We start from the raw sequence: 24,155 nt of genomic DNA, 5'->3' as shown, positions 1-24,155 counted from the left end.
CAAGTGCACTTGCCGGGGCGTCTTGTATTCGGCTGGAAAACGTTTCAGACCGCCAGTTTCTGCTCGCTGCGACGGATCGCGCGCACTTTGTGCAGAGTATCGGCGCAGGTACGCGCAGCTTCCTGACCCTTGTGCACGAAGTGCTCGTAGAAGAACGTGTGGTGCTCGCTGCCGGCGTGGAAGTGATGCGGCGTCAGCGACACCGAGAACACCGGCACTTCGGTTTCCAGCTGCACCTGCATCAGGCCGCTGACCACCGACTGGGCCACGAACTCGTGGCGGTAGATGCCACCGTCCACCACCAGCGCGGCGGCGACGATACCGGCGTAGCGGCCGGTCTTGGCCAGCAGTTTGGCGTGCAGGGGCATTTCAAAGGCGCCGCCGACTTCGAAGAAATCGATGTCCGATTCCTGGTAGCCCTGGGCGATCATTTCGGCGAGGAAGCCTTTGCGCGATTGGTCGACAATATCCTTGTGCCAGCAGGCCTGGATAAACGCGACGCGCTCGCCGTGATGGTTTTTGCTTTTGCTGTCGATTGCGGTGGGTTGCATGTTCTGACTCCTGTTTAAGAAAAAAACAGGGCGTTATGAATCGAATGGGATTTAAGGGTACGCAAGACGAGCGGCCCTTAGGTGCCAATCCCGTTCTCTCTTCATCCGGACTATGACCGTCGGCCCCGGGATCACACCGGGTCTGCTGACCTTGGCGCCGTCCCGCGTGAGCAGTTCGAGGCGCCAAGCGCTCGCGGGCTATACACATTGCGTGTAATTACCGCCGGTGGGGAATTGCACCCCGCCCTGAGAACGTTGCCGCCAGAACCCTGGCGGCGGAGAGTTTTTATCATGGTTTTTCAAAAACTGCACGGCTGTCGTATCGATAGGCTATATCGGTTTGTTTGGTTGGTATTCGATTGAATAGGCCTGGGGCTTGATATTCTGTGGCGTTGCCCGCAGTAATGACCTTCAAAAGGACTTACCCAACCTTTAGAGGCCCGTTTCATGTCTGTGATCGACCTGCGCAGCGACACCGTGACCCAACCCACCCCTGGCATGCGAGACGCGATGGCCACTGCCGCCAGCGGCGATGACGTGTACGGCGAAGACCCCAGCGTCAACCATCTGGAAGCCGAAATGGCCAAGCGCCTGGGCTTTGAAGCGGCGTTGTTTGTGCCCACCGGCACCATGAGCAACCTGCTGGCGTTGATGGCCCATTGTGAGCGCGGCGAGGAGTACATCGTCGGCCAGCAAGCCCACACCTACAAATACGAAGGCGGTGGCGCGGCGGTGCTCGGTTCGATCCAGCCGCAACCGCTGGAAGTGCAGGCGGACGGTTCGCTGGATTTGCACGAGGTGCTGGCGGCGATCAAGCCGGACGACTTCCACTTCGCCCGCACTCGCCTGCTGGCGCTGGAAAACACCATGCAGGGCAAGGTTTTGCCGCTGGCGTACCTGGCCAAGGCGCGGGCGTTCACCCGTGAACATGGCCTGGCGCTGCACCTGGACGGTGCGCGGATCTATAACGCAGCGGTCAAGCTGGGGGTGGATGCGCGGGAAATCGCCCAGCATTTCGATTCGGTTTCGGTGTGCCTGTCCAAAGGCCTCGGCGCGCCGATTGGCTCGGTGCTCTGCGGTTCGAAGGCGTTGATCGCCAAGGCGCGACGCCTGCGCAAGATGGTTGGCGGCGGCATGCGCCAGGCCGGCTCACTGGCGGCGGCGGGGCTGTATGCATTGGATCATCAGGTACAGCGCCTGGCCGACGACCACGCCAACGCCCAATGGCTGGGGGACGAGTTGCGCAAGGCTGGCTATGAAGTGGAGCCGGTGCAGACCAACATGGTCTACGTGCAGGTCGGCGACCAGGCCCAGGCACTGAAGGCGTTCGCGGCCGAGCGCGGGATCAAGTTGAGCGCCGCACCGCGCCTGCGCATGGTCACCCATTTGGATGTGAGCCGCGCGCAGATCGAGCAGGTGCTGGCGACATTCGTCGAATTTTCGCGCAAATGAGCCTGCAGACCGTCCAATTGAACCTTTCAATCGTATAAACACGCTGTACCACCGGCAAAGGGCCGATATAATGCGGCCCTTTGCCGTCGCTCCGTCTGATGATGTTGCGCACTGGCCTTTGGCCGCAGCCTCCGTGGAAGAACCTAATGAAAAGCGCAGAAATCCGTGAAGCCTTCCTTCGCTTCTTCGAAGAGCAAGGCCACACCCGTGTAGCCTCCAGCTCCTTGATCCCAGGCAATGACCCAACCCTGCTGTTCACCAACGCGGGGATGAACCAGTTCAAGGACTGCTTCCTGGGCCAGGAAAAGCGCGCCTACACCCGCGCCACCAGCAGCCAGAAGTGCGTACGCGCCGGCGGCAAGAACAGTGACCTGGAAAACGTCGGTTACACCGCGCGTCACCACACGTTCTTCGAAATGCTGGGCAACTTCAGCTTTGGCGACTATTTCAAGAAAGATGCGATCACCTTCGCCTGGACCTTCCTGACCGGCGTGCTGAAGCTGCCGAAGGAAAAACTCTGGGTCACCGTCTACGCGACGGACGACGAAGCGTATGACATCTGGACCCAGCAAATCGGCGTGCCTGAAGAGCGCATGATCCGTATCGGCGACAACAAAGGCGCGCCGTACGCTTCCGATAACTTCTGGACCATGGGCGATACCGGCCCGTGCGGCCCTTGCACCGAGATCTTCTACGACCACGGCGCCGACATCTGGGGTGGCCCGCCGGGCTCGCCGGAAGAAGACGGCGACCGTTACATCGAGATCTGGAACAACGTGTTCATGCAGTTCAACCGCACCGCCGATGGCGTGTTGCATCCGTTGCCAGCGCCGTCGGTCGACACCGGCATGGGCCTGGAGCGGATCAGTGCGGTGATGCAGCACGTGCATTCCAACTACGAAATCGACCTGTTCACCAACCTGCTGAGCGCCTCGGCGGCGGCCATTGGCTGTGCCAATGACAACCAGTCTTCGCTCAAGGTGGTGTCCGATCACATCCGTTCCTGCGGCTTCCTGATCGCCGATGGCGTGCTGCCGTCGAACGAAGGCCGTGGATATGTGCTGCGCCGCATCATCCGCCGCGCCTGCCGCCACGGTAACAAGCTGGGCGCCACTGGCAGCTTCTTCTACAAGATCGTCGCCGCACTGGTTGCCGAGATGGGCGATGCCTTCCCGGAGCTCAAGCAGCAGCAAGGCAACATCGAGCGCGTGCTCAAGGCTGAAGAAGAGCAGTTCTCCAAGACTCTCGAGCACGGCCTGAAAATCCTCGAGCAAGATCTGGCCGGGCTCAAAGGCACCGTGGTGCCGGGCGACGTGGTGTTCAAGCTGTATGACACCTACGGCTTCCCGATGGACCTGACTGCCGACATCGCCCGTGAGCGTGAACTGACCATCGACGAAGCCGGTTTTGAGCGCGAGATGGAAGCCCAGCGTGTGCGTGCACGCTCCGCCAGTTCCTTTGGCCTGGACTACAACACCTTGGTCAAGGTTGATGTGCCGACCGAGTTCACCGGCTATAGCGCTACCGTGGGCTCGGCCAAGATCGTTGCCATCTATAAAGACGGCAAGTCGGTCGACGTGTTGAACGAAGGCGAGGAGGCGGTAGTCGTCCTGGACCAGACGCCGTTCTACGCCGAGTCCGGTGGCCAGGTTGGTGACTGTGGTTTCCTCAGTTCGACGTCCGGTCGGTTTGAAGTGCGCGACACCACCAAGACTGGCGGTGCGTTCCTGCATCACGGCAAGTTGGTGTTGGGCAACCTGACCGTTGGTGCGCCGGTTGACACTCAGGTCGACGCCAACGTGCGCCACGCCACGGCGCTGAACCACTCGGCCACTCACTTGTTGCACGCTGCACTGCGTCAGGTGCTGGGCGATCACGTTCAGCAGAAGGGTTCGTTGGTCGATAGCCAGCGCCTGCGTTTCGACTTCAGTCACTTCGAAGCGATCAAGCCGGAGCAGATCAAGGCCCTGGAAGACATCGTCAACGCCGAGATCCGCAAGAACACCCCGGTGCAAACCGAAGAAACCGATATCGAGACCGCCAAGGCCAAGGGCGCCATGGCGCTGTTCGGCGAGAAGTACGGCGACAGCGTGCGCGTACTGAGCATGGGCGGTGATTTCTCGGTGGAACTGTGTGGCGGTATCCACGCCAACCGCACCGGCGACATCGCCCTGCTGAAAATCATCAGCGAAGGTGGCGTGGCGTCCGGTGTACGGCGTATCGAGGCAGTGACCGGTGCTGCGGCTCTGGCCTACCTCAATGCGGCCGAAGAACAACTCAAGGAAGCGGCCAGTCTGGTCAAGGGCAGCCGCGACAACCTGATCGACAAGCTGTCCGCCGTGCTGGAGCGCAACCGCGCCCTGGAGAAACAGCTGGAGCAGTTGCAGGCCAAGGCAGCCAGTGCGGCGGGCGACGATCTGTCGGCTTCTGCGGTGGACGTCAAGGACGTGAAAGTCCTGGCCGCGCGCCTGGACGGTCAGGACGGCAAGGCGCTGTTGGCCTTGGTCGATCAGTTGAAGAACAAGCTCGGCCGCGCAGTGATCCTGCTCGGCGGTGTCCATGAGGATAAGGTCGTTCTGGTTGCCGGTGTAACCAAGGACCTGACTGGCCAACTCAAGGCCGGTGATTTGATGAAACAAGCCGCTGCGGCAGTGGGCGGGAAGGGGGGGGGTCGTCCGGACATGGCGCAAGGCGGTGGTGTAGACGCCGGTGCCCTGGACGCGGCCCTGGCCCTGACCGTGCCGTTTGTCGAGGCGGGTATTTAAGGCGCCATGATTGAGCCCATGGTCTAGTCATGGGCTCGCTCCGGTGCTGGAAGATTTGTTTATTGGGCGCCCCTTTACGGGCTGAGGCGGCTTAGAAATGGCTTTGATCGTACAGAAATTTGGAGGCACCTCGGTCGGCTCCGTCGAACGAATCGAGCAGGTGGCCGACAAGGTTAAGAAATTCCGCGATGCCGGCGACGACCTGGTGGTGGTGCTGTCGGCCATGAGCGGCGAGACCAATCGCCTGATCGACCTGGCCAAGGCTATCAGCGGTGATCAATCGCCGCTGCCGCGTGAGCTGGATGTGATCGTGTCTACCGGCGAGCAGGTGACCATCGCGTTGCTGGCCATGGCGCTGAACAAGCGCGGTGTGCCGGCGGTGTCCTACACTGGCAGCCAGGTGCGCATCCTTACCGATAGCGCACACACCAAGGCGCGCATCCTGCAGATTGACGATCAGAAAATTCGTGCTGATCTGAAAGCAGGGCGCGTGGTAGTTGTAGCTGGCTTCCAGGGTGTGGACGAGCACGGCAACATCACCACCCTCGGGCGTGGCGGTTCGGACACCACCGGCGTGGCGCTGGCAGCGGCTCTCAAGGCTGACGAGTGCCAGATCTACACCGATGTGGATGGCGTCTATACCACTGACCCGCGTGTGGTGTCCGTGGCCCAGCGCCTGGACAAGATCACCTTTGAAGAGATGCTGGAAATGGCCAGCCTCGGTTCCAAGGTGTTGCAGATCCGTGCGGTGGAATTCGCCGGCAAGTACAACGTTCCGCTGCGCGTATTGCACAGCTTCAAAGAGGGTCCGGGCACCCTCATTACTATTGATGAAGAGGAATCCATGGAACAGCCGATCATTTCCGGTATCGCTTTCAACCGTGATGAAGCCAAGCTGACCATCCGTGGCGTGCCAGACACCCCGGGTGTGGCCTTCAAGATTCTCGGCCCGATCAGCAATGCGAATGTAGAAGTCGACATGATCGTGCAGAACGTTTCGCACGATAACACCACCGATTTCACCTTCACCGTGCACCGCAACGAGTACGATGCGGCGTTCAAGATCCTGGAAAACACTGCCAGCGAGATTGGCGCGCGTGAAGTGGTGGGTGACACCAAGATTGCCAAGGTGTCGATCGTGGGCGTGGGTATGCGTTCCCATGCCGGCGTTGCCAGCCGCATGTTTGGCGCCCTGGCCAAGGAAAGCATCAACATCCAGATGATCTCCACGTCGGAGATCAAGGTCTCGGTGGTGATCGAAGAGAAGTACCTGGAACTGGCTGTCCGCGCGCTGCATACCGCGTTCGAGCTCGACGCTCCGGCCCGACAGGGCGAGTGATGCGGTAATGCCAGGAAGGCGCGGTTTACCGCGCCTTTGCTTTTTTTGTAGGGCGCATGTTCTTTTGCGTGGGCTCGACAATACTTAGGCGGGTAGGGCCATGACCTTTGGGTTGTAGGTCGAACGCCTTTTTTTTGCAGACTGTTGTTCCTGAACTGAAATGCGTGAGGAGAAAGGTATGCTGATTCTGACTCGTCGTTGCGCAGAAAGCCTGATTATTGGTGATGGCGAAATCACCGTGACTGTGCTCGGCGTCAAAGGCAATCAAGTGCGTATTGGGGTTAACGCTCCGAAAGAGGTAGCGGTCCACCGTGAGGAAATCTACCTGCGGATCAAGAAAGAGAAGGACGAAGAACCAAGCCTTTAATTTTTATCGTTTTTTATGTTTGCAAACGGGGATGAACGTGGTTAATATACGCCCCGTGTTGCGGAGAGCTGGCCGAGTGGCCGAAGGCGCTCCCCTGCTAAGGGAGTACACCTCAAAAGGGTGTCGGGGGTTCGAATCCCCCGTTCTCCGCCATTATTTGTTTAGTACGTTGCAATCTGGTTTTTTCGTAAGTTGTTGAAATTAAACGAAAAAATAGCTTTACATAGAGATTGAACGGCCTATAATGCGCGGCAACAAATGCACTCGTAGCTCAGCTGGATAGAGTACTCGGCTACGAACCGAGCGGTCACAGGTTCGAATCCTGTCGAGTGCACCATTTAAGAGTCAGTTGCAGTAATGCAGGTGGCTTGGCTCCAACCAGTTGTGATCTGGTCTAAAAACACAATCTGCACTCGTAGCTCAGCTGGATAGAGTACTCGGCTACGAACCGAGCGGTCACAGGTTCGAATCCTGTCGAGTGCACCATACAAACAAAAAGCCCGCCTAGTGCGGGCTTTTTGCCGTCTGGGGTTTGTGTGGGAATGATCCTGGATTTTATCTTTTCTCCTACGTCATGTGTTTTCCTTTCGGGCAGCGTCGTCGCAGTTCATAGATCCAGCCATTGCTCAGCTTTTGCTCGCAAGCGCTTGTTCTTGCCAGTTTTTTAACGTTTAAAGCGGTCGGGCGGTGTATCATTGCGCCCGTCAGCCCCGCCGGGGCTTGTGGAATACCTCCATGGACTTACCCAGTAGTTACTCAGTACCCCGTTTTACCAATCATGAATTGACTGATTGATCCTTCCGGCGTGCCCCGCTGCTGGGAGTGGAGTTCGCCTATGACCGAAGTAGAAGTAAAGAAAACACAAGAAAGCCTGCAGGATCGCCTGGCTCAAGTCATCGAGCTGCTGCAGCGCCAGCGTGTGGTCGAAGACCTTACGCATCGCCAGGAAGGTCCGAACCACGACCGCGTCGAAAATCTGGTCCACCGCCAAAACCTCGTCGAGTTGCAACGCAAGCTCGATGATCTGCACTCCGCCGACGTCGCTTACATCCTCGAAGCCTTGCCGCTCGATGATCGACTGACCCTCTGGCAGTTGGTCAAGGCTGACCGCGACGGCGACATCCTTCTCGAAGTATCCGACTCGGTCCGTGAAACCCTGATCGCCGACATGGACGATCACGAGCTCCTGGCTGCGGCCAAGGAGATGGACGCCGACGAACTCGCTGACTTGGCCCCCGAGCTGCCGCGTGACGTCGTGCACGAGCTGATGGAGGCCCTCGACGGCCAGCAGCGTGAGCGAGTGCGCTCCGCGCTGTCCTATGACGAGGACCAGGTCGGCGCGCTGATGGACTTCGAGATGGTCACCATCCGCGAAGACGTCAGCCTGGAAGTGGTTCTGCGCTACCTGCGCCGGCTGAAAGAGCTGCCTGGCCATACCGACAAACTGTTCGTGGTCGACTACGAAGGCATTCTCAAGGGTGTGCTGCCGATCAAGCGTTTGCTGGTCAATGATCCGGACAAGAAAGTTGCGGACCTGATGGCCAGCGACACGGTGAGTTTTCACCCGGACGAAGATGCGTACGAGGCTGCCCAGGCGTTCGAGCGTTACGACTTGATCTCGGCGCCGGTAGTCGACAAGAACGGCAAGCTGATTGGTCGTTTGACCATCGATGAAATGGTCGACTTGATTCGTGAGGAAAGTGAGACCGAAGTCCTCAACATGGCGGGTTTGCGTGAAGAGGAAGACATTTTTGCATCGGTCTGGCGCTCACTGCATAACCGTTGGGCGTGGTTGGCGATCAACCTGATTACCGCGTTTATTGCGTCGCGGGTGATTGGGTTGTTCGAGGGCTCGATCGAGAAGTTGGTGGCCCTTGCGGCGCTGATGCCGATTGTGGCCGGCATCGGCGGCAACTCGGGTAACCAGACGATTACCATGATCGTGCGTGCCATGGCGCTGGATCAGGTGAGTACCGCCAATTCATCGCGCTTGCTGCGCAAGGAGCTGGCGGTTGGCTTGATCAACGGTCTTGTGTGGGGTGGGGTAATTGGTGTGGTGGCTTACTTGCTCTACGGCAGTTGGTCGCTCGGTGTCGTGATGACGGCCGCCATGACCCTCAACCTGCTGCTGGCCGCCTTGATGGGTGTGTTGATCCCCATGACCCTGGCCCGCCTCGGACGTGACCCTGCGATGGGTGCCAGTGTGATGATCACCGCGATGACCGACAGTGGTGGCTTCTTTATCTTCCTGGGGTTGGCAACGATCTTCCTGCTTTGATCCAACCCCGATGGGGGCAGCTCTGCCCCCTTGCTGCATCCTCTTCTCAAATCCCGGGCAAAAAAAAGCCAGCACATGGCTGGCTTCGGCTTTCAGGTGCAGATCAATTGGCTTCTGCGGCCGCCTCAACGTCGTGCGCGATAAGCGAGACGAGAGCATTTTGCTGGCGGTGGGAGAGCTGACGAAAACGCTGCAGCAGTTCGCGTTCGTGCAGTGACAGCTCGGGGCTGTCCAGGCGCATGCTCAACTCTTCGCCCAACGCACCTTCCTGAATAAGGCTTTGCTCCAGGCGCGCGATGATTTCGGAGTTCATGCTGCGGTGATGATTGCGAGCCACCTCGGCAATGCGTTCCCGCATTCCGTCTGGCAGACGTACGACGAACTTGTCAGCCGTACGGCTGGAATAAATTGCCTGTTTCAATGGGCGCATATATTTAACCGGTTAGTTCAGGGGAGCGGTTTCTGGAATTGGCCGCAAGCGATGAGTGTTAAGACAAGGCTCACGACCAAAGTTCAACCTGAATTGCAAAGAGGCCGCATCATGCCTCAGATTTGCCAGTTCCTTGGCGTCAATTCTGTGACAAATATTGAACTGCCTAGAGGCTTAATGCCAGCACTGATTTGCATTTTTGCGGACTGGTTGGAAAACTTTTCGGCGAAGGATTTCATCCAGTAATGATCGCGCAAAGCCCGGCCGCAAAAGGGTTTTAGGGCGCACATCGTATAGCAAAGTGGCCTTTTGCCCTTGAATTTAAGACTAGTGGCAATCTGCCGATTTACTAGCACGAGGCGACATAAGGTAGGTGGGAGTCAGCGCAGTACGGGGTCGAATTTGATCCGGCGACCCACGATGAGGGTCAGCAACAGAATGCCGGCAAACACGCCGCTGGCGATAAATGCGCTGGATTGCACGTCCCGCGCGCTGGCATTCAGTCCCAGGATGGCACTGGCTAGGGTCAGGCAAAGAAACAGCCAGGCGGACTTGTTCATTGCGGCGTCCTCAGAAAACCCAGTGTTCGGCGGATGGCGCTGCTTGAGTGCCCTGGGTCAGGTGAATGTCGGATTGCGGTTTGACGGCCATCACGGCCAGTTGCGGACGCTGTTGCAAATGATGGGGCACGGGCTGGTGCAGCTGCGCGGTGTCGTCGCTAGTGTTCGATTGGAAATGGAAGGCCACCAATGCCGCCAGGGCTGCGGTGTTGAGAGCTAACAGAAGGGCGCTGTTCATAATCATGTTCTCCGCAGCAGGCATGGCCGAGTTGGTTTTATAAGGGAAGTATTGCAGAACCCGTGCCAAGGTTTTAATTCAATAAAATCAGTGACTTAAGTGTAGTTTGGTGGGCTGTTTTATTGCAATTTGCAATGCTGGCATTTTGGGGTAATGCATTTTGCACGATGGCACCAAGTGCCCGGTTCCACGGGACCAAACGGCAGCCACCCCAGTAAGCTGCGGCCTACACTCAAAAAGCCTACAGACGACATGACAAAACCCAACCCGGCCGTTAACATGCACGCCGTCCGTCGCACCGCCCCTTGGCGAGATGACGGTCATTGGTCCCAGTAGCTCAATTGGATAGAGCATCCCCCTCCTAAGGGGAAGGTTGGCCGTTCGAACCGGCCCTGGGACACCAGATCCAAAGCCCCGCACAGATTGTTCTGGCGGGGCTTTTTTGTGGGTGCTTTTCAAAGATGTGTCGAACCTTGACGCTGTTCAGGGTTCACAGCAGGTGCGCGGTGTATTTATCACGATCTATGTACCTTGCAGCCAGCCGGGCAGCGTCTGACGGTTAAGCAAAATAATCCCCGGAAACAGCATATGCCGCCTGTCCGGACCCGCCCACCCAGGACTATCATGCCGATAGCCCTGTCTCTCACCGCAAGGAGCCGCTCGGAACGCCGATGCGCCAGATCTGGAAATCTTTTCGAGCCCTTTATTTCGCCTCTTTGATGATGCTGATCGGCTCCGGCCTGCTCAGTACTTACCTGGCCTTGCGCCTGGCAGCCGACCATGTGGACAGCCTTTGGGTCGGTGCGCTGATGGCGGCCAACTACTTTGGCCTGGTGCTGGGCGGTAAGATCGGGCATCGCCTGATTGCCCGGGTCGGGCATATCCGCGCGTATGCCACCTGTGCCGGGATCGTCGGCGCGGCGGTGCTGGGGCATGGCCTGATTGACTGGCTGCCGGCGTGGATCGTACTGCGGGTCATTGTCGGCCTGGGGATGATGTGCCAGTACATGGTCATCGAGAGTTGGCTGAATGAACAGGCGGACGCCAAGCAGCGCGGTGTGGTGTTCAGCGGCTACATGATCGCCTCCTACCTGGGGCTGGTGCTGGGTCAATTGATCCTGGTGATGCACCCCCAGCTCGGCCTCGAATTGCTGATGTTGGTCGCGTTGTGCTTTGCCCTGTGCCTGGTGCCGGTGGCGATGACCCGACGGATTCACCCGGCGCCGCTGCATCCGGCGCCGATGGAGCCGCGCTTCTTTATCAAGCGGGTGCCGCAGTCGCTGAGTACGGTGCTGGGTGCGGGGTTGATCGTCGGTTCGTTCTACGGCCTGGCGCCGCTGTATGCCTCGCAGCAAGGCTTGAGTACCGAGCAGGTCGGTCTGTTCATGGGTAGCTGCATTTTTGCCGGTCTGGTGGTGCAGTGGCCGTTGGGCTGGTTGTCTGATCGCTATGATCGCGCCCTGTTGATTCGTTGTTTCGCGCTGTGCCTGGCGGTGGCGGCGTTGCCGTTGGCGGTGCTCACCCAGGTGCCGTTGGAAGTGCTGTTCGTGGCTGGGTTCGTGTGTTCCCTGGTGCAGTTCTGTCTGTATCCGCTCGCTGTGGCGTTCTCCAATGACCACGTGGAAGGTGATCGCCGCGTCTCGCTCACCGCGATGCTGCTGGTGACCTACGGCGTGGGTGCCAGTATCGGGCCGTTGCTGGCCGGTGTGGTGATGAAGCTGTTCGGCAGCCAAATGCTGTACGCGTTCTTCAGCCTGTGTGCGTTGATCCTGGTGTGGCGCATCCGGCCGAAGGCGGTGACCAATCTGCATCAGGTGGACGATGCGCCGCTGCATCACGTGGCCATGCCCGACAGCATGTCCAGTTCGCCGCTGGTGGCGGCGCTGGACCCGCGGGTCGATGAACAGGTGGTGCAAGAGCAGATGCAGACCGCTGCGCCGCAAGAGCCTGAGGTCGAGACTGAAGCCGATGCACAGCCAGCGGTTGAAGAGCCTGCCTTCGAAGGGCCACCGGAGCCCTTGGGCCCCGAAGAGCATCCCCATGACTTGAGCAGGGCACGCCCCTGAATGCAAAAACGGGCAGATCCCATCAGGATCTGCCCGTTTTTTTTGCTGCATGCGTTAAGGCTTAAAAGTCGTCGTCTTTGTCAAAACGCCGTGCTTCACGTTGCAGTTGGTACACAAATCGTTCGACCTGGCGTTGTACCAGGCCACTCATGTTGTGGAAGCGCACGCCAGCGAAGGTGGTGTTGATCTTCTCTTCGAAGTGCAGGTAACGCAGTTCGACGGAGGTGGTCATGCTGCCGAAGGGCAGGGCGGCGATAAAGCGGTCATAGACCTGGCCCAGTTGCAGGCGCTCGGAGATGTCGCCTTCAAAACGCAATTTGCAGCCAGTGGCGGAGATGTCCAGCAGCTTGCCGCTGACCGGCGCCTTGAGTTTCTCGCCGCCCAGCTCGATGTTCACCAGTTGTGCCAGCTTCAGCGCGGCGCGAAAGGCATTGCGGCGCTGGTGGTAGACCACCTCGTCCGGCATGCTGCCGGTGTAGATACGGTGGCCGTCTTTTTCACTGATGGTGTAGGTGCCGTTGCTTTCCCAGGCGACGCGCACGCCTTCGTGGAAACCTTCGATGCGAAACGGTTCGCCGCTTTCGAGGAAGCGCTCGCCATCGCGCGGAATCATTTCGTCCAGTGCCAGGGTCTTTTTGTCCCGGTCGACGTCCACCAGATAGCTTTGGAAGCGCTGGCTGCGTTCGTGGAAGGTGATGATCAGCGGGTCGTGGCTTTCTTGCAGCATCCGCAAGGTGCCGACAATTTCCAGGGGCGTAGTGAGTACCTTGGGTGGCTGCGGTGCATCTTCCGCATTAAGGGCGTTGAACACGGTTCTTCCATCTCCAGACAAAATACGACTACACGCAAGAACCGGCATTTTGCCAGTATGTGGCGCGCCTTGGATAGGGCGCGCTGTAAACCGGCGTCAGGCTTGGCTGCGGGTGCTTGGCTTGACCAGGCGTGAGGTGGAGCCTTGGGCGTTGTACAAGGCTGGAGGCTCACCGCCATGGAGTATACGCAACTGGTTGGCGGTCGTGGCTTGCTGAAGTTGGATCGACTGACCGTTGAGCAGGTTGGCTTCCTGGCATTGGGCGAGCAATTGATTGAGTTCTTTGCTCTGCGCCAGCAACTGGTCGCCGACGGAGGAGTGACTGGCCAATTGTGCGAGGCCGTCGTGGTCAGCGGGCAGGCCCAGGCTGAGGAGAATTTCACTGCGTTTCTTGCCGTGTTGTTCCAGCAGCACGATCAACGACTGCTTGCGTGCCAGGATTTCTTCCAGCAGGGGCATGTCCCGGCCATAGAGGGCCAGGGATTCTTCTTTTAGCAGCTCGAGCAAATGTTGCGTCGGCGCCAGATCATCAATGATCAGTTGAAGCAGGTTTTCGTCGTGGTGCATGGCTGGCCTTGGGGTTTAAGCGTCCAAAAGCCCGGCGCAGGCCTTTGCCTAGCGCTCGGCTTCGAAGTTAAGCAGCTTGCTGGCTACACGGTTGCTGTCGACTTTGTAGCTGCCATCGGCGATTGCTTGTTTCAATTCGGCCACGCGGGCCTTATTGACAATCGGCTGATCGCGCAGCGAGTCAGTGACCTTCTGCAACTGTTGAGCCTCATTGCTCAGGTGTACGGATTCCCCGCTTTGGCTGGCGCCAACCTGTTCTGCCTTGGCGGGCAGCGGTTGCGACTTGGCTTCTACGCTGTCCTTGGCACCGCTGGTGCGCGTAGAGCCGGGCAAAGCCTGGGTACTGTTTAAACGGCTGAAATCGATGACCATGATAAAAAAACCTCTGGGTATTTGGACGCTTGCCATGTTTTCGGCCATACCCGGACAAACTTTAGGCTCGATTGACAATAAACCTGCGCGCGCTGACGTCTGACGCACAGTGTAGAAAAAGCCGGCGCCCGATACCAGTGATCTATAAAGCCACTTCGACTTGCCCCGGGGCTGTCACCCGCGCCTTGATCACTCGATTGGAGTTGAGGTTCTTTACCCGTATCTGTTCGCTCATGCCGCCGTTGGACAGCGCTTCCCCTGGCATTTTCACCTGCAACGCACCGCTGCTCGCGGAAATAACCACCTGATCACCTTTGCGAATTACCTCGGCCTGCTCCAGATGCACCAGGGTAATGACCTGATCGGTGACCACTGGTCGGGTCAATTTCTGCCCGACGGCCTGGTCCACGGAGGTAAGGTAGCCCTGGCTGATCAGGCTGATGTCGCGTTCACGCAGTACAACATCGTCTAGACCGATGATGCCGGTGCGCTTCAGCGGGCGGGCGACCACCACCACATCGCGGAACAGTTTGACCTGCGCCGGCACGAACACCGTCCAGGGTGACGCGCCTTCGCAGCGCACTTTGACCGTCACGCGACCAATGGGCTGGGCGGGGCTTTCCAGGGTGGCTGTCAATTCCTTGTCGCACATTGGCATGCGCAAACGCGGGTCCAATGGGTTGACTTGGATTTCATAACGCCCCGGCGTCTGTGTGGTTGCCAGATAATCTTCTACAGTGAACTCAAGAAACCCCTGAGTGACGCCGATAAGTAGATCAGGCAAGGTGACGTTGTCCGCGCGGGCCGCGCTGTTGAGGCCCAGGGCGAACAATGCCAGCGAGACGCAGAGCAATCTGCTGTACCGTGGTAATTGAAGGCGTCGGGAAACTGTCGTTTTAATATCCATAGCCAATAATTAGCAAAGCTCGTGCCGTTTAGAGTTGGGTGCGCGTCGCACCCTCAAAGGTTTTAGCGTAGGAGTCTGGGCATGGCAGGAGTAATGGATTCAGTAAACCAGCGCACACAGCTGGTAGGGCAGAATCGCCTGGAGTTGTTGCTTTTTCGCCTGGATGGCAAACAGCTATATGGCATCAACGTATTCAAGGTGCGGGAGGTGCTGCAATGTCCCAAGCTGACGATCATGCCCAAGTCCAGCCCGGTGGTGTGTGGCGTCGCCAACATCCGTGGTGCGACCATCCCGATTCTTGACCTGGCCCTCGCCACTGGTTCGTCCGGTTTGCAGGACCGCGAAAGCCCGTTCGTGATCATTACCGAGTACAACACCAAGACCCAGGGGTTCCTGGTGCGCTCGGTGGAGCGCATCGTCAACATGAACTGGGAAGAGATCCATCCACCACCCAAGGGCACCGGCCGCGATCACTACCTAACGGCGGTGACGCGGGTCGATAACCAGTTGGTGGAAATCATCGACGTGGAGAAGATCCTCGCCGAAGTGGCGCCGACCTCGGAATCGATTTCGGTGGGTGTGGTCGACGCTGAAACCGCACACAAGGCAATTTCGCTGCGTGTGCTGACGGTGGACGACTCGTCGGTGGCGCGCAAACAGGTGACCCGTTGTCTGGAAACCATCGGTGTTGAGGTGGTGGCGCTCAATGACGGCCGCCAGGCCCTGGATTACCTGCGCAAGCTGGTGGATGACGGCAAGAAGCCGGAAGAAGAGTTCTTGATGATGATTTCCGACATCGAGATGCCGGAAATGGACGGATACACCCTCACGGCCGAGATCCGCAACGATCCACGCATGCAAAAATTGCATATCATCCTGCATACTTCATTGTCAGGCGTATTCAATCAGGCGATGGTCAAGAAAGTCGGTGCCGATGACTTCCTGGCCAAATTCCGCCCTGATGACCTGGCAAACCGGGTAGTCGACCGGATCAAGGCAGCAGATCACGGCTAGGGGCATTTGCCCCTGGCGGTCACACGATTTAAGAGGCGGTATCATTGTCTACGGGTAATTTGGATTTCGAACAGTTCCGGGTCTTCCTGGAAAAAGCCTGTGGCATATTGCTCGGTGAAAACAAGCAGTACCTGGTATCCAGCCGTCTCAACAAACTGATGGAACAGCAGGGCATCAAATCCCTGGGTGAGTTGGTGCAGCGTATCCAGGGCCAGCCGCGCAGCGGGCTCAAGGAAATGGTGGTCGATGCCATGACCACCAACGAAACCCTGTGGTTTCGTGATACCTACCCGTTTGAAGTGCTCAAGAGCAAAGTGCTTCCGGAGGCCATCAAGGCCAGCCCGGGCCAGCGCTTGCGCATCTGGTCGGCGGCCTGCTCCTCGGGGCAGGAACCGTATTCGATCTCGATGTCCATCGATGAGTTCGAGCGGACCAACATGGGCCAGCTCAAGGCCGGTGCGCAGATCGTCGCCACCGACTTGTCCGGCACCATGCTCACCAACTGCAAGACCGGCGAATACGACAGCCTGGCGCTGGGCCGTGGCTTGTCCCAGGAGCGCCTGCAACGTTACTTCGAGCCGAAAGGGGCAGGACGTTGGGCGGTCAAGGCGCCGATCAAGAACCGGGTGGAGTTTCGCTCGTTCAACCTGCTCGACAGCTACGCCAGCCTGGGCAAGTTCGACATGGTGTTCTGCCGCAACGTGCTGATCTACTTCTCGGCCGAAGTGAAGAAAGACATCCTGTTGCGCATCCATGGCACGCTCAAGCGTGGCGGCTATTTGTTCCTTGGTGCTTCCGAGGCGTTGAACGGTCTGCCGGATCACTACCAGATGGTGCAGTGCAGCCCTGGGATCATCTACCAGGCCAAGTAAGCATCAAAAACGTGGGAGCCAGGCTTGTGTGGGAGCTGGCTTGCCTGCGATAGCATCACCTCTGTATCACTGAAGTACCGAGGTGTCTGCATCGCAGGCAAGCCAGCTCCCACACAAACCAGCTCCCACAGTTGTTTTTGCGGCAATCCTCTCAATAGCGGCAAACCCCATTGCCGCTTTACTGGCACCACGCGGAAACCCATTGCCGCTTTTCTGGCATTGCCGCCCGGCAACTTCCCCGCAAAGCCCTGAAACACGGGCCTTCGAAGAATTGGCACACACCTTGCTATAACCCTGCTAACGAAAAGCAGGTCAGCCTAAAGGTTTCCGCCATGAGCATCAGCTTCGATAAAGCGCTCGGTATCCACGAACAAGCCCTAGGCTTCCGCGCCCAGCGTGCCGAAGTCCTGGCCAACAACATTGCCAACGCCGATACCCCGAACTACAAGGCTCGGGACCTGGACTTCTCCGCCGTGCTCGCCGCACAGCAGGACAAGAACAAGAACGGCACCTTCGCCTTGAACATGACCAACAACCGTCATATCGAAGCGCAAGGCCTGAGCAGTGGGGACGAGTCGCTGCTGTATCGCACGCCGATGCAGCCGTCGATCGACCAGAACACCGTCGACGCCCAGCTGGAGCAATCGGCCTACGCCGAGAACTCGGTGAACTTCCAGGCCAGCTTCACCCTGCTCAACAGCAAATTCAAAGGGCTGATGTCAGCCCTGCGTGGAGAGTAAGCCATGTCCCTGTCCAGTGTTTTCAATATTGCCGGTAGTGGCATGAGCGCCCAGACCACGCGTCTGAACACCGTCGCCAGTAACATCGCCAACGCCGAAACCGTGTCGTCGAGCATTGACCAGACCTACCGCGCCCGCCACCCAGTGTTCGCCACCATGTTCCAGGCCGGTCAGAACGGCGGCAGCGACTCGCTGTTCCAGGAGCAGGGTGCCGCAGGTTCCGGCGTGCAGGTGTTGGGCGTGGTCGAAGACCAGAGCAACCTCGAAGCCCGCTACGAACCCAACCACCCTGCCGCGAACGAAAAGGGTTACGTGTACTACCCCAACGTCAACGTGGTCGAGGAAATGGCTGACATGATTTCCGCCAGTCGCTCGTTCCAGACCAACGCGGAAATGATGAACACCGCCAAAACCATGATGCAAAAGGTCCTGACCCTGGGTCAGTGATAAGGGGCGCCGAATAATGGCTATCGTTGATACAACATCAACCAATACAGCGGTGCAGAACCTTTTCAACACGAAGGTCAACACTGCCACCAACAATGTTGCGAGCGCTGCCACCGCTGCCACGGGCAACCAGTCCCTGGGCAAGGATGCATTCCTGCAATTGCTGGTGACTCAGCTGAAGAACCAGAACCCGCTGTCGCCTCAGGACAACGGCGCGTTCGTGGCCCAGCTGGCGCAGTTCAGCAGCCTGGAAGGCATCAACACGCTGAACGACTCGGTGAATGCGATCTCCAGCAACTTCAGCTCGTCGCAAGCGCTGCAGGCTTCGTCGCTGGTGGGGCGTTCGATCATCACCCAGACCGACAAGGCCCTGGTGGATACGAGCAAGAGCATGACCGGTTCGGTCGCGGTGACTTCTGCGGTGGGCAACGTCTCCATCAAGATCACCGACAAAGACGGCAACGTGGTACGCACCATCGACATGGGCGCCCAGAGTGCCGGCACTTCCGACTTTATCTGGGATGGCAAGAACGAAAAGGGCGAGGTTGCTCCAGCGGGCACCTACACCTTCGCGGCCACCACCAAGAACGACAAGGGCGACGCCGTTGCCTTGAGCACTTCGCTGCCAGCCACGGTCACCAGCGTGACCCTGAGCAAGACCGGCGGCGAAATGCTGCTGAACCTGGCGGGCGGCATGGGCAGCGTCAAGCTGTCGCAAATTCAGACTATCGGTACATAGAGCCGGCTAAATACGGCAGAAAGGGAGAGAAGCATGTCTTTTAACATCGGCCTTAGCGGCCTCTATGCGGCCAACAAACAACTGGACGTGACCGGCAACAACATCGCCAACGTCGCGACCACTGGCTTCAAATCGTCCCGTGCGGAATTCGCGGACATCTACGCCGCGTCCAAACTGGGTACCGGCCAGAACAGCATCGGCAACGGGGTGAACCTGGCGGCGGTGTCCCAGCAGTTCACCCAGGGTGACGTCAACAACAGCGGCGGCGTGCTGGACATGGCGATCCAGGGCGGCGGCTTCTTCGTACAGAAGGGCAGCGACGGCTCGCTGGAATACACCCGTAGCGGCGCCTTCCGTGCCGACAAAGATGGTTACATCACCAACAACACTGGCACCTCGCGCCTGCAAGGCTATGCGGCGGATGACAATGGCAAGATCGTCAAGGGTGGCCTGGTCGACCTGCAACTGAACCTGTCGAGCCTGCCGCCAAAGGCGTCCACCAAGGTGGATTCCACCAGTAACCTGAATTCGTCGGACCTGCCGATCGACCAGACGGCACACCCGTTTGATCCTACCAAGACCGACAGCTTCAACACCCAGTACTCCACCACGCTTTACGATACCCAGGGCAACGCCCACTCGATGGTGCAGTACATGGTCAAGACGGGCTCCAACGTCTGGAAGTCCTACACCTTGATCGACGGCCGCAACCCTGACGGTACTGCCATCAGCGGTTCCGACCCATTCGGCGTGACGGCGCCTGTCGCGTCGACGCTGACCTTTGACGAAGCCGGCAAACTCAAGACTATTGTTGCGCCGAATGTCGCTGGCACCACAATGACCGTTGACGACTGGGTTCCAGGCGGCATGGTCAACGGCTTGTGGCAGAAAAACGGTGCTAAAGCCAACCCTGACGGGATCGCCGTCAACATGGGCAACATTACCCAGTACAACTCCGCCAGCTACCGTAACCCGCCGGTCACCGACGGCTACGCCACCGGCCAGATCACTGGCTTGAAAATCGACGGCAGCGGCGTACTGTTCGCCACGTTCAGCAACCAGCAGAGCAAGGCCATCGGCCAGATCTCCCTGGCCAGCTTCAACAACGAACAGGGCCTGCAGCCATCGGGCGGCACCACCTGGAGAGAGACCTTCGCATCTGGCCAGCCGGGTTACGACGCCCCGCAAACCGGCACCCTGGGTTCGATCGTGGCCAACTCCCTGGAGAACTCCAACGTCAACCTGACCAATGAGCTGGTGGACCTGATCAAGGCCCAGAGCAACTATCAGGCGAACGCCAAGACGATCTCCACCCAGAGCACCATCATGCAGACCATCATTCAGATGACGTGATGCTGACCTGTAAATGGTGAAGAAAAACCCCTCGATGAGGGGTTTTTTTTTGCAGGTATTTCTTGCATTGCACTGGCTTTTCCCCGTCAGAAGATCCGATTTTTGACGCGGTTTAAGCTGGAACGGATTACGCCCTTTTTACCACCTATGAAGCCAACAAGGATTCATCTGGGGGAGAGGGGTATATGTTTGGAGTCAACGTGCCGGCCCAGGTGTCATGGGGGGGATTAAGCGGCCATAACAATGCGGGCGGTTTTAAAAAAAGCCAGGACAAGACCGACGATACGCAGAAGGTCGATACCGATAAAGACACCGTTTCGAACCTGCTCAAGGAGTTGGAGGACGCCCAGAAGACGTCCAAGACTCAGCTCGAGCAGGACTTGCGCGACAAACTCAATGAGCTGCGAAAGAAGCTCGGCGAGGAAAAGTTCAAAGAGATCATCGAACAACTGAAGAAGAATGCTTCTGAGGCTTGGCTCGCTTTCTTGAAGGCGTTGTTCCCGGACCTGTTTCCAGACGACGGATCACCACCTCCACCGATTGATAACGGTGGGGGTGGCGGTGGCGGTGGAGGTGGCGGTGGCGGTGGTGTCAACCGAGATGACTTTGGTGGCTCGAAGCCGATGTCCAATGTAAAGCCCAGCAAGGGGGCTGGCTTCTACGACTACAAGACCAACACCGGTACACCGGGGGAGAAACCCAGTACAGAGTTCGGGGCTGGTAACATCTGGAGTGGTTTCAGGCAGGGGGGCAATGGAAGCTGTGTGACTGTTTCAGCTATCAAGGCGGCGATGATGAAGTACGGCAAGAACCCTCAGGACATCTTCGACAAGGTCATTGATACGGGCGACGGCTATAACGTCACGATGAAGGATGGCTTCAACCTTAAGTTGTCCAAAAGTGAATTGCGGGAGGCGGCAGCATATGCGGGCTTTGAGGGGGATGATCCAGAAATGCTGACCAACGCCAACTTTCTGTATGCGGCAAGTGCCAAGCGCGCGCAGATTGAGGGTAATGGTCTGGATGACAATCCCAACGATGCCAAGCGCAGCTTTCGACATGCGATGGAAAGCCTGAACAACGGTGAAATGCCCCATGAGGCGCTAGACCGCCTTGGTTTGAAAGGCCGTTACCGTCGAACATCGAGCAATGAGCTCGCGAATGGTCAACTAGGGGTGGTGGCCTACAACCTGCACTCAATGGCTGTTATTGGGGGGAACATCGAGTTGTGGGGGCAAAAAGGAGGCAGACCTCAGCAAGGAATCGCGTACGCATTGATCTGACTGCAGCGCTTAACAAAAAACCCGATAAACCCTATGCAGTCGGGGTTTATCGGGTTTATCAATCACGGGCATTCCGCCCGGGATCGCCTCAGCTTATTGGCAGGCTTCGCAATCTGGCTCGTCAATCGCGCAGGCTTTTGGCACTGGTGCCGGGCCGGCAGGGGCAGCGAGCACCGAATCATCACCGTGGTTGCCGCTGGAAACAGCGTTCAGCTTGCCGGTGTTGATGGTCGACTTCTCGGTGCTGGTCGCAGCCAGGGCACGGAGGTAGTAAGTGGTTTTCAGGCCACGGTACCACGCCATGCGGTAGGTTACGTCCAGCTTCTTGCCCGATGCGCCTGCGATGTACAGGTTCAGGGACTGGGCCTGGTCGATCCACTTCTGACGACGGCTGGCGGCGTCAACGATCCACTTGGTGTCCACTTCGAAAGCGGTCGCATAGAGCTCTTTGAGTTCTTGCGGGATGCGCTCGATCTGCTGCACGGAGCCGTCGTAGTACTTCAGGTCGTTGATCATCACCGAGTCCCACAGGCCGCGGGCCTTTAGGTCGCGAACCAGGTACGGGTTGATCACGGTGAATTCGCCCGACAGGTTCGATTTCACATACAGGTTCTGGTAGGTCGGTTCGATCGACTGCGATACGCCGGTGATGTTGGCGATGGTCGCGGTCGGCGCGATGGCCATGATGTTGGAGTTACGAATGCCTTTCTGCACGCGGGCACGTACCGGCGCCCAGTCCAGGGATTCGTTCAGGTCAACGTCGATGTACTTCTGGCCACGTTGCTCGATCAGGATCTGTTGCGAATCCAGCGGCAGGATGCCTTTGGACCACAGCGAACCCTGGAACGTCTCGTAGGCACCGCGCTCGTCGGCCAGGTCGCAGGAAGCCTGGATCGCGTAGTAGCTGACCGCTTCCATGGACTTGTCGGCGAACTCGACCGCAGCATCCGAACCGTAAGGAATGTGCTGCAGGTACAAAGCGTCCTGGAAGCCCATGATGCCCAGGCCGACCGGACGGTGCTTGAAGTTGGAGTTCTGCGCCTGTGGCACCGAGTAGTAGTTGATGTCGATCACGTTATCGAGCATGCGCACTGCGGTGTTGACGGTACGTTCCAGCTTGGCGGTGTCCAGCTTGCCGTTGACGATGTGGTTCGGCAGGTTGATCGAGCCCAGGTTGCAAACGGCGATCTCGTCCTTGTTGGTGTTCAAGGTGATCTCGGTGCACAGGTTCGAACTGTGGACCACGCCCACGTGCTGCTGCGGGCTGCGCAGGTTGCACGGGTCTTTGAAGGTCAGCCATGGGTGACCGGTTTCGAACAGCATGGACAGCATCTTGCGCCACAGGTCTTTGGCCTGGATGGTCTTGAACAGCTTGATCTTGCCTGGGTACTGGGCCAGGGCTTCGTAGTACTCGTAGCGCTCTTCGAAGGCCTTGCCGGTCAGGTCGTGCAGGTCCGGCACTTCGGATGGCGAGAACAGGGTCCACTGGCCGTCGTCGAAGACACGCTTCATGAACAGGTCAGGGATCCAGTTGGCGGTGTTCATGTCGTGGGTACGACGACGATCATCACCGGTGTTCTTGCGCAGCTCGATGAACTCTTCAATGTCCATGTGCCAGGTTTCCAGGTAGGCACACACAGCGCCTTTGCGCTTGCCGCCCTGGTTAACCGCAACGGCAGTGTCGTTCACCACTTTCAGGAACGGTACAACGCCCTGGGACTTGCCGTTGGTGCCCTTGATGTACGAACCCAGCGCACGCACCGGTGTCCAGTCGTTGCCCAGGCCGCCGGCGAATTTGGACAACATGGCGTTGTCGTGGATCGCGTGGTAGATGCCCGACAGGTCATCCGGCACGGTGGTCAGGTAGCAGCTGGACAGCTGTGGACGCAGGGTGCCGGCGTTGAACAAGGTCGGGGTCGACGACATGTAGTCGAAGGACGACAGCAGGTTGTAGAACTCGATGGCACGGTCTTCTTTGTGCTTCTCTTCGATCGCCAGGCCCATGGCCACGCGCATGAAGAACACTTGTGGCAGTTCGAAGCGGATACCGTCCTTGTGGATGAAGTAACGGTCGTACAGGGTTTGCAGGCCCAGGTAGGTGAACTGCTGGTCACGCTCGTGGTTGATCGCCTTGCCGAGTTTTTCCAGGTCGAAGCTGGCCAGGACCGGGTTGAGCAATTCGAATTCGATACCCTTGGCGATGTAGGCCGGCAGGGCCTTGGCGTACAGGTCGGCCATCTCGTGGTGGGTCGCGCTGTCGGCCACGCCGAGGAAGCCCAGGCCTTCGGCACGCAGGGTGTCCATCAGCAGGCGCGCGGTCACGAACGAGTAGTTCGGCTCACGTTCAACCAGGGTACGGGCGGTCATCACCAGGGCGGTGTTGACGTCGGTCAGGGCTACGCCGTCGTACAGGTTCTTCAGGGTTTCGCGCTGGATCAGGTCACCGTCGACTTCTTCCAGGCCTTCGCAGGCCTCGGTCACGATGGTGTTCAGGCGGCCCAGGTCCAGCGGTGCAAACGTGCCGTCGGCCAGGGTGATGCGGATCGATGGGTGAGCTTGTACCGCGGCGTCTTCGGCCGGGGTGCGGACAGCGCGTTCCTTGGAGCGGGCGTCACGGTAGATCACGTAGTCGCGGGCGACTTTCTGTTCGCCGGCACGCATCAGGGCCAGTTCGACCTGGTCCTGGATTTCTTCGATATGGATGGTGCCGCCCGACGGCATGCGACGCTTGAAGGTCGCGGTGACTTGTTCGGTCAGGCGGGCAACGGTGTCGTGGATGCGCGACGAGGCAGCAGCGGTGCCGCCTTCAACTGCAAGGAACGCTTTGGTGATGGCGACGGTGATTTTGTCATCGGTGTAAGGAACGACAGTGCCGTTACGCTTGATCACGCGCAATTGGCCTGGTGCAGTGGCGGACAGATCCTGGTTCGAATCAGCGGCCTGCGGCACGGAGCCTTGCGGGTTCTCGCGAGTTGTGTCGGTTTGCATGGGGGGTTGTCTCCGC

General features: G+C 58.5%; 22 protein-coding genes, 4 tRNA genes and 1 riboswitch. Of the genes, 17 read left to right on the top strand and 9 right to left on the bottom strand.

Annotated elements, in window-relative coordinates; all coding sequences use genetic code 11:
• Positions 1 to 44: 44 nt before the first annotated feature.
• Entirely contained in the window at positions 45 to 551 is a 507-nt protein-coding gene (locus PSH81_RS20720) for a 6,7-dimethyl-8-ribityllumazine synthase (protein ID WP_056861672.1), read from the bottom strand.
• An 88-nt stretch (positions 552 to 639) separates the two neighbouring features.
• Positions 640 to 809: riboswitch (FMN riboswitch) on the bottom strand.
• Between the two features lie 189 nt (positions 810 to 998).
• Between PSH81_RS20720 and ltaE the strand changes: the two genes are divergently transcribed.
• From ltaE to mgtE, 8 genes are all read left to right on the top strand, one after another.
• Positions 999 to 2,003, top strand: coding sequence for a low-specificity L-threonine aldolase (gene ltaE / locus PSH81_RS20715; RefSeq protein ID WP_305391401.1), 1,005 nt, complete (start codon positions 999 to 1,001; stop codon positions 2,001 to 2,003).
• Between the two features lie 146 nt (positions 2,004 to 2,149).
• Positions 2,150 to 4,768, top strand: a complete 2,619-nt coding sequence (gene alaS / locus PSH81_RS20710) for an alanine--tRNA ligase (RefSeq protein WP_226457543.1) — start codon at positions 2,150 to 2,152, stop codon at positions 4,766 to 4,768.
• 97 nt (positions 4,769 to 4,865) lie between these two features.
• Positions 4,866 to 6,107: an aspartate kinase gene (locus PSH81_RS20705; RefSeq protein ID WP_305391400.1), complete on the top strand. Its 1,242-nt coding sequence runs from the start codon at positions 4,866 to 4,868 to the stop codon at positions 6,105 to 6,107.
• Between the two features lie 178 nt (positions 6,108 to 6,285).
• A complete protein-coding gene (gene csrA / locus PSH81_RS20700) occupies positions 6,286 to 6,474 on the top strand; it encodes a carbon storage regulator CsrA (protein ID WP_003175645.1) in 189 nt (62 codons plus the stop codon).
• A 62-nt stretch (positions 6,475 to 6,536) separates the two neighbouring features.
• A tRNA-Ser gene (locus tag PSH81_RS20695) sits at positions 6,537 to 6,627 on the top strand.
• 107 nt (positions 6,628 to 6,734) lie between these two features.
• A tRNA-Arg gene (locus tag PSH81_RS20690) sits at positions 6,735 to 6,811 on the top strand.
• A gap of 72 nt (positions 6,812 to 6,883) precedes the next feature.
• Positions 6,884 to 6,960, top strand: a tRNA-Arg gene (locus PSH81_RS20685).
• A gap of 349 nt (positions 6,961 to 7,309) precedes the next feature.
• Entirely contained in the window at positions 7,310 to 8,752 is a 1,443-nt protein-coding gene (gene mgtE / locus PSH81_RS20680; RefSeq protein WP_192300650.1) for a magnesium transporter, read from the top strand.
• Between the two features lie 103 nt (positions 8,753 to 8,855).
• Here the strand turns inward: mgtE and PSH81_RS20675 are convergent, their stop codons facing one another.
• The 3 genes from PSH81_RS20675 to PSH81_RS20665 all read right to left on the bottom strand — a co-directional run bounded on the left by PSH81_RS20675 (position 8,856) and on the right by PSH81_RS20665 (position 9,980).
• Positions 8,856 to 9,182 (bottom strand): Arc family DNA-binding protein, encoded by a 327-nt coding sequence (locus PSH81_RS20675; protein WP_003193592.1) that lies wholly within the window; start codon positions 9,180 to 9,182, stop codon positions 8,856 to 8,858.
• Between the two features lie 380 nt (positions 9,183 to 9,562).
• Entirely contained in the window at positions 9,563 to 9,742 is a 180-nt protein-coding gene (locus tag PSH81_RS20670) for a PA3371 family protein (RefSeq protein ID WP_226457544.1), read from the bottom strand.
• A gap of 10 nt (positions 9,743 to 9,752) precedes the next feature.
• Positions 9,753 to 9,980, bottom strand: coding sequence for a hypothetical protein (locus PSH81_RS20665; RefSeq protein WP_226457545.1), 228 nt, complete (start codon positions 9,978 to 9,980; stop codon positions 9,753 to 9,755).
• A 326-nt stretch (positions 9,981 to 10,306) separates the two neighbouring features.
• On the opposite strand from PSH81_RS20665, the gene PSH81_RS20660 reads away from it, so the two are divergent.
• Both PSH81_RS20660 and PSH81_RS20655 read left to right on the top strand, forming a co-directional pair.
• Positions 10,307 to 10,383: transfer RNA gene (locus PSH81_RS20660), tRNA-Arg, on the top strand.
• Positions 10,384 to 10,651: 268 nt separating this feature from the next.
• Positions 10,652 to 12,046 carry an MFS transporter gene (locus PSH81_RS20655; protein ID WP_226457546.1) on the top strand — a complete coding sequence of 465 codons (1,395 nt, stop codon included), beginning with the start codon at positions 10,652 to 10,654 and terminating at the stop codon, positions 12,044 to 12,046.
• Between the two features lie 61 nt (positions 12,047 to 12,107).
• On the opposite strand, the gene PSH81_RS20650 is transcribed toward PSH81_RS20655, so the two are convergent.
• From PSH81_RS20650 to flgA, 4 genes are all read right to left on the bottom strand, one after another.
• Positions 12,108 to 12,857 (bottom strand): flagellar brake protein, encoded by a 750-nt coding sequence (locus PSH81_RS20650; protein WP_192300654.1) that lies wholly within the window; start codon positions 12,855 to 12,857, stop codon positions 12,108 to 12,110.
• A 96-nt stretch (positions 12,858 to 12,953) separates the two neighbouring features.
• Complete coding sequence (locus PSH81_RS20645) at positions 12,954 to 13,424, bottom strand: flagella synthesis protein FlgN (protein WP_192300655.1); 471 nt, start codon at positions 13,422 to 13,424, stop codon at positions 12,954 to 12,956.
• A 48-nt stretch (positions 13,425 to 13,472) separates the two neighbouring features.
• Positions 13,473 to 13,796, bottom strand: a complete 324-nt coding sequence (gene flgM / locus PSH81_RS20640; protein ID WP_226457568.1) for a flagellar biosynthesis anti-sigma factor FlgM — start codon at positions 13,794 to 13,796, stop codon at positions 13,473 to 13,475.
• Between the two features lie 142 nt (positions 13,797 to 13,938).
• A complete protein-coding gene (gene flgA, locus PSH81_RS20635; RefSeq protein ID WP_192300656.1) occupies positions 13,939 to 14,703 on the bottom strand; it encodes a flagellar basal body P-ring formation chaperone FlgA in 765 nt (254 codons plus the stop codon).
• Between the two features lie 81 nt (positions 14,704 to 14,784).
• Here flgA and PSH81_RS20630 point away from each other — a divergent pair, with 81 nt between their 5' ends.
• The 7 genes from PSH81_RS20630 to PSH81_RS20600 all read left to right on the top strand — a co-directional run bounded on the left by PSH81_RS20630 (position 14,785) and on the right by PSH81_RS20600 (position 21,151).
• Complete coding sequence (locus PSH81_RS20630; RefSeq protein ID WP_192300657.1) at positions 14,785 to 15,717, top strand: chemotaxis protein CheV; 933 nt, start codon at positions 14,785 to 14,787, stop codon at positions 15,715 to 15,717.
• A 44-nt stretch (positions 15,718 to 15,761) separates the two neighbouring features.
• Complete coding sequence (gene cheR / locus PSH81_RS20625; protein ID WP_060756330.1) at positions 15,762 to 16,589, top strand: protein-glutamate O-methyltransferase CheR; 828 nt, start codon at positions 15,762 to 15,764, stop codon at positions 16,587 to 16,589.
• Between the two features lie 332 nt (positions 16,590 to 16,921).
• Complete coding sequence (gene flgB / locus PSH81_RS20620; protein ID WP_159936855.1) at positions 16,922 to 17,329, top strand: flagellar basal body rod protein FlgB; 408 nt, start codon at positions 16,922 to 16,924, stop codon at positions 17,327 to 17,329.
• 3 nt (positions 17,330 to 17,332) lie between these two features.
• Entirely contained in the window at positions 17,333 to 17,776 is a 444-nt protein-coding gene (flgC, locus tag PSH81_RS20615) for a flagellar basal body rod protein FlgC (RefSeq protein WP_192300658.1), read from the top strand.
• Positions 17,777 to 17,792: 16 nt separating this feature from the next.
• Positions 17,793 to 18,515 (top strand): flagellar hook assembly protein FlgD, encoded by a 723-nt coding sequence (gene flgD, locus PSH81_RS20610; RefSeq protein ID WP_192300659.1) that lies wholly within the window; start codon positions 17,793 to 17,795, stop codon positions 18,513 to 18,515.
• Positions 18,516 to 18,548: 33 nt separating this feature from the next.
• Positions 18,549 to 19,868: a flagellar hook protein FlgE gene (gene flgE, locus PSH81_RS20605; protein ID WP_192300660.1), complete on the top strand. Its 1,320-nt coding sequence runs from the start codon at positions 18,549 to 18,551 to the stop codon at positions 19,866 to 19,868.
• Between the two features lie 185 nt (positions 19,869 to 20,053).
• Entirely contained in the window at positions 20,054 to 21,151 is a 1,098-nt protein-coding gene (locus PSH81_RS20600) for a hypothetical protein (RefSeq protein WP_305391399.1), read from the top strand.
• 93 nt (positions 21,152 to 21,244) lie between these two features.
• Here PSH81_RS20600 and PSH81_RS20595 read toward each other — a convergent pair whose 3' ends face one another.
• Positions 21,245 to 24,139, bottom strand: a complete 2,895-nt coding sequence (locus PSH81_RS20595) for a ribonucleoside-diphosphate reductase subunit alpha (protein ID WP_226457549.1) — start codon at positions 24,137 to 24,139, stop codon at positions 21,245 to 21,247.
• Positions 24,140 to 24,155 lie beyond the last annotated feature (16 nt).

It is taken from the genome of Pseudomonas sp. FP2335, from assembly GCF_030687535.1.
Lineage (GTDB): Bacteria > Pseudomonadota > Gammaproteobacteria > Pseudomonadales > Pseudomonadaceae > Aquipseudomonas.
The sequence above is the reverse complement of the archived record's forward strand: the minus strand, read 5'-3'. Positions and strand labels throughout refer to the sequence as shown.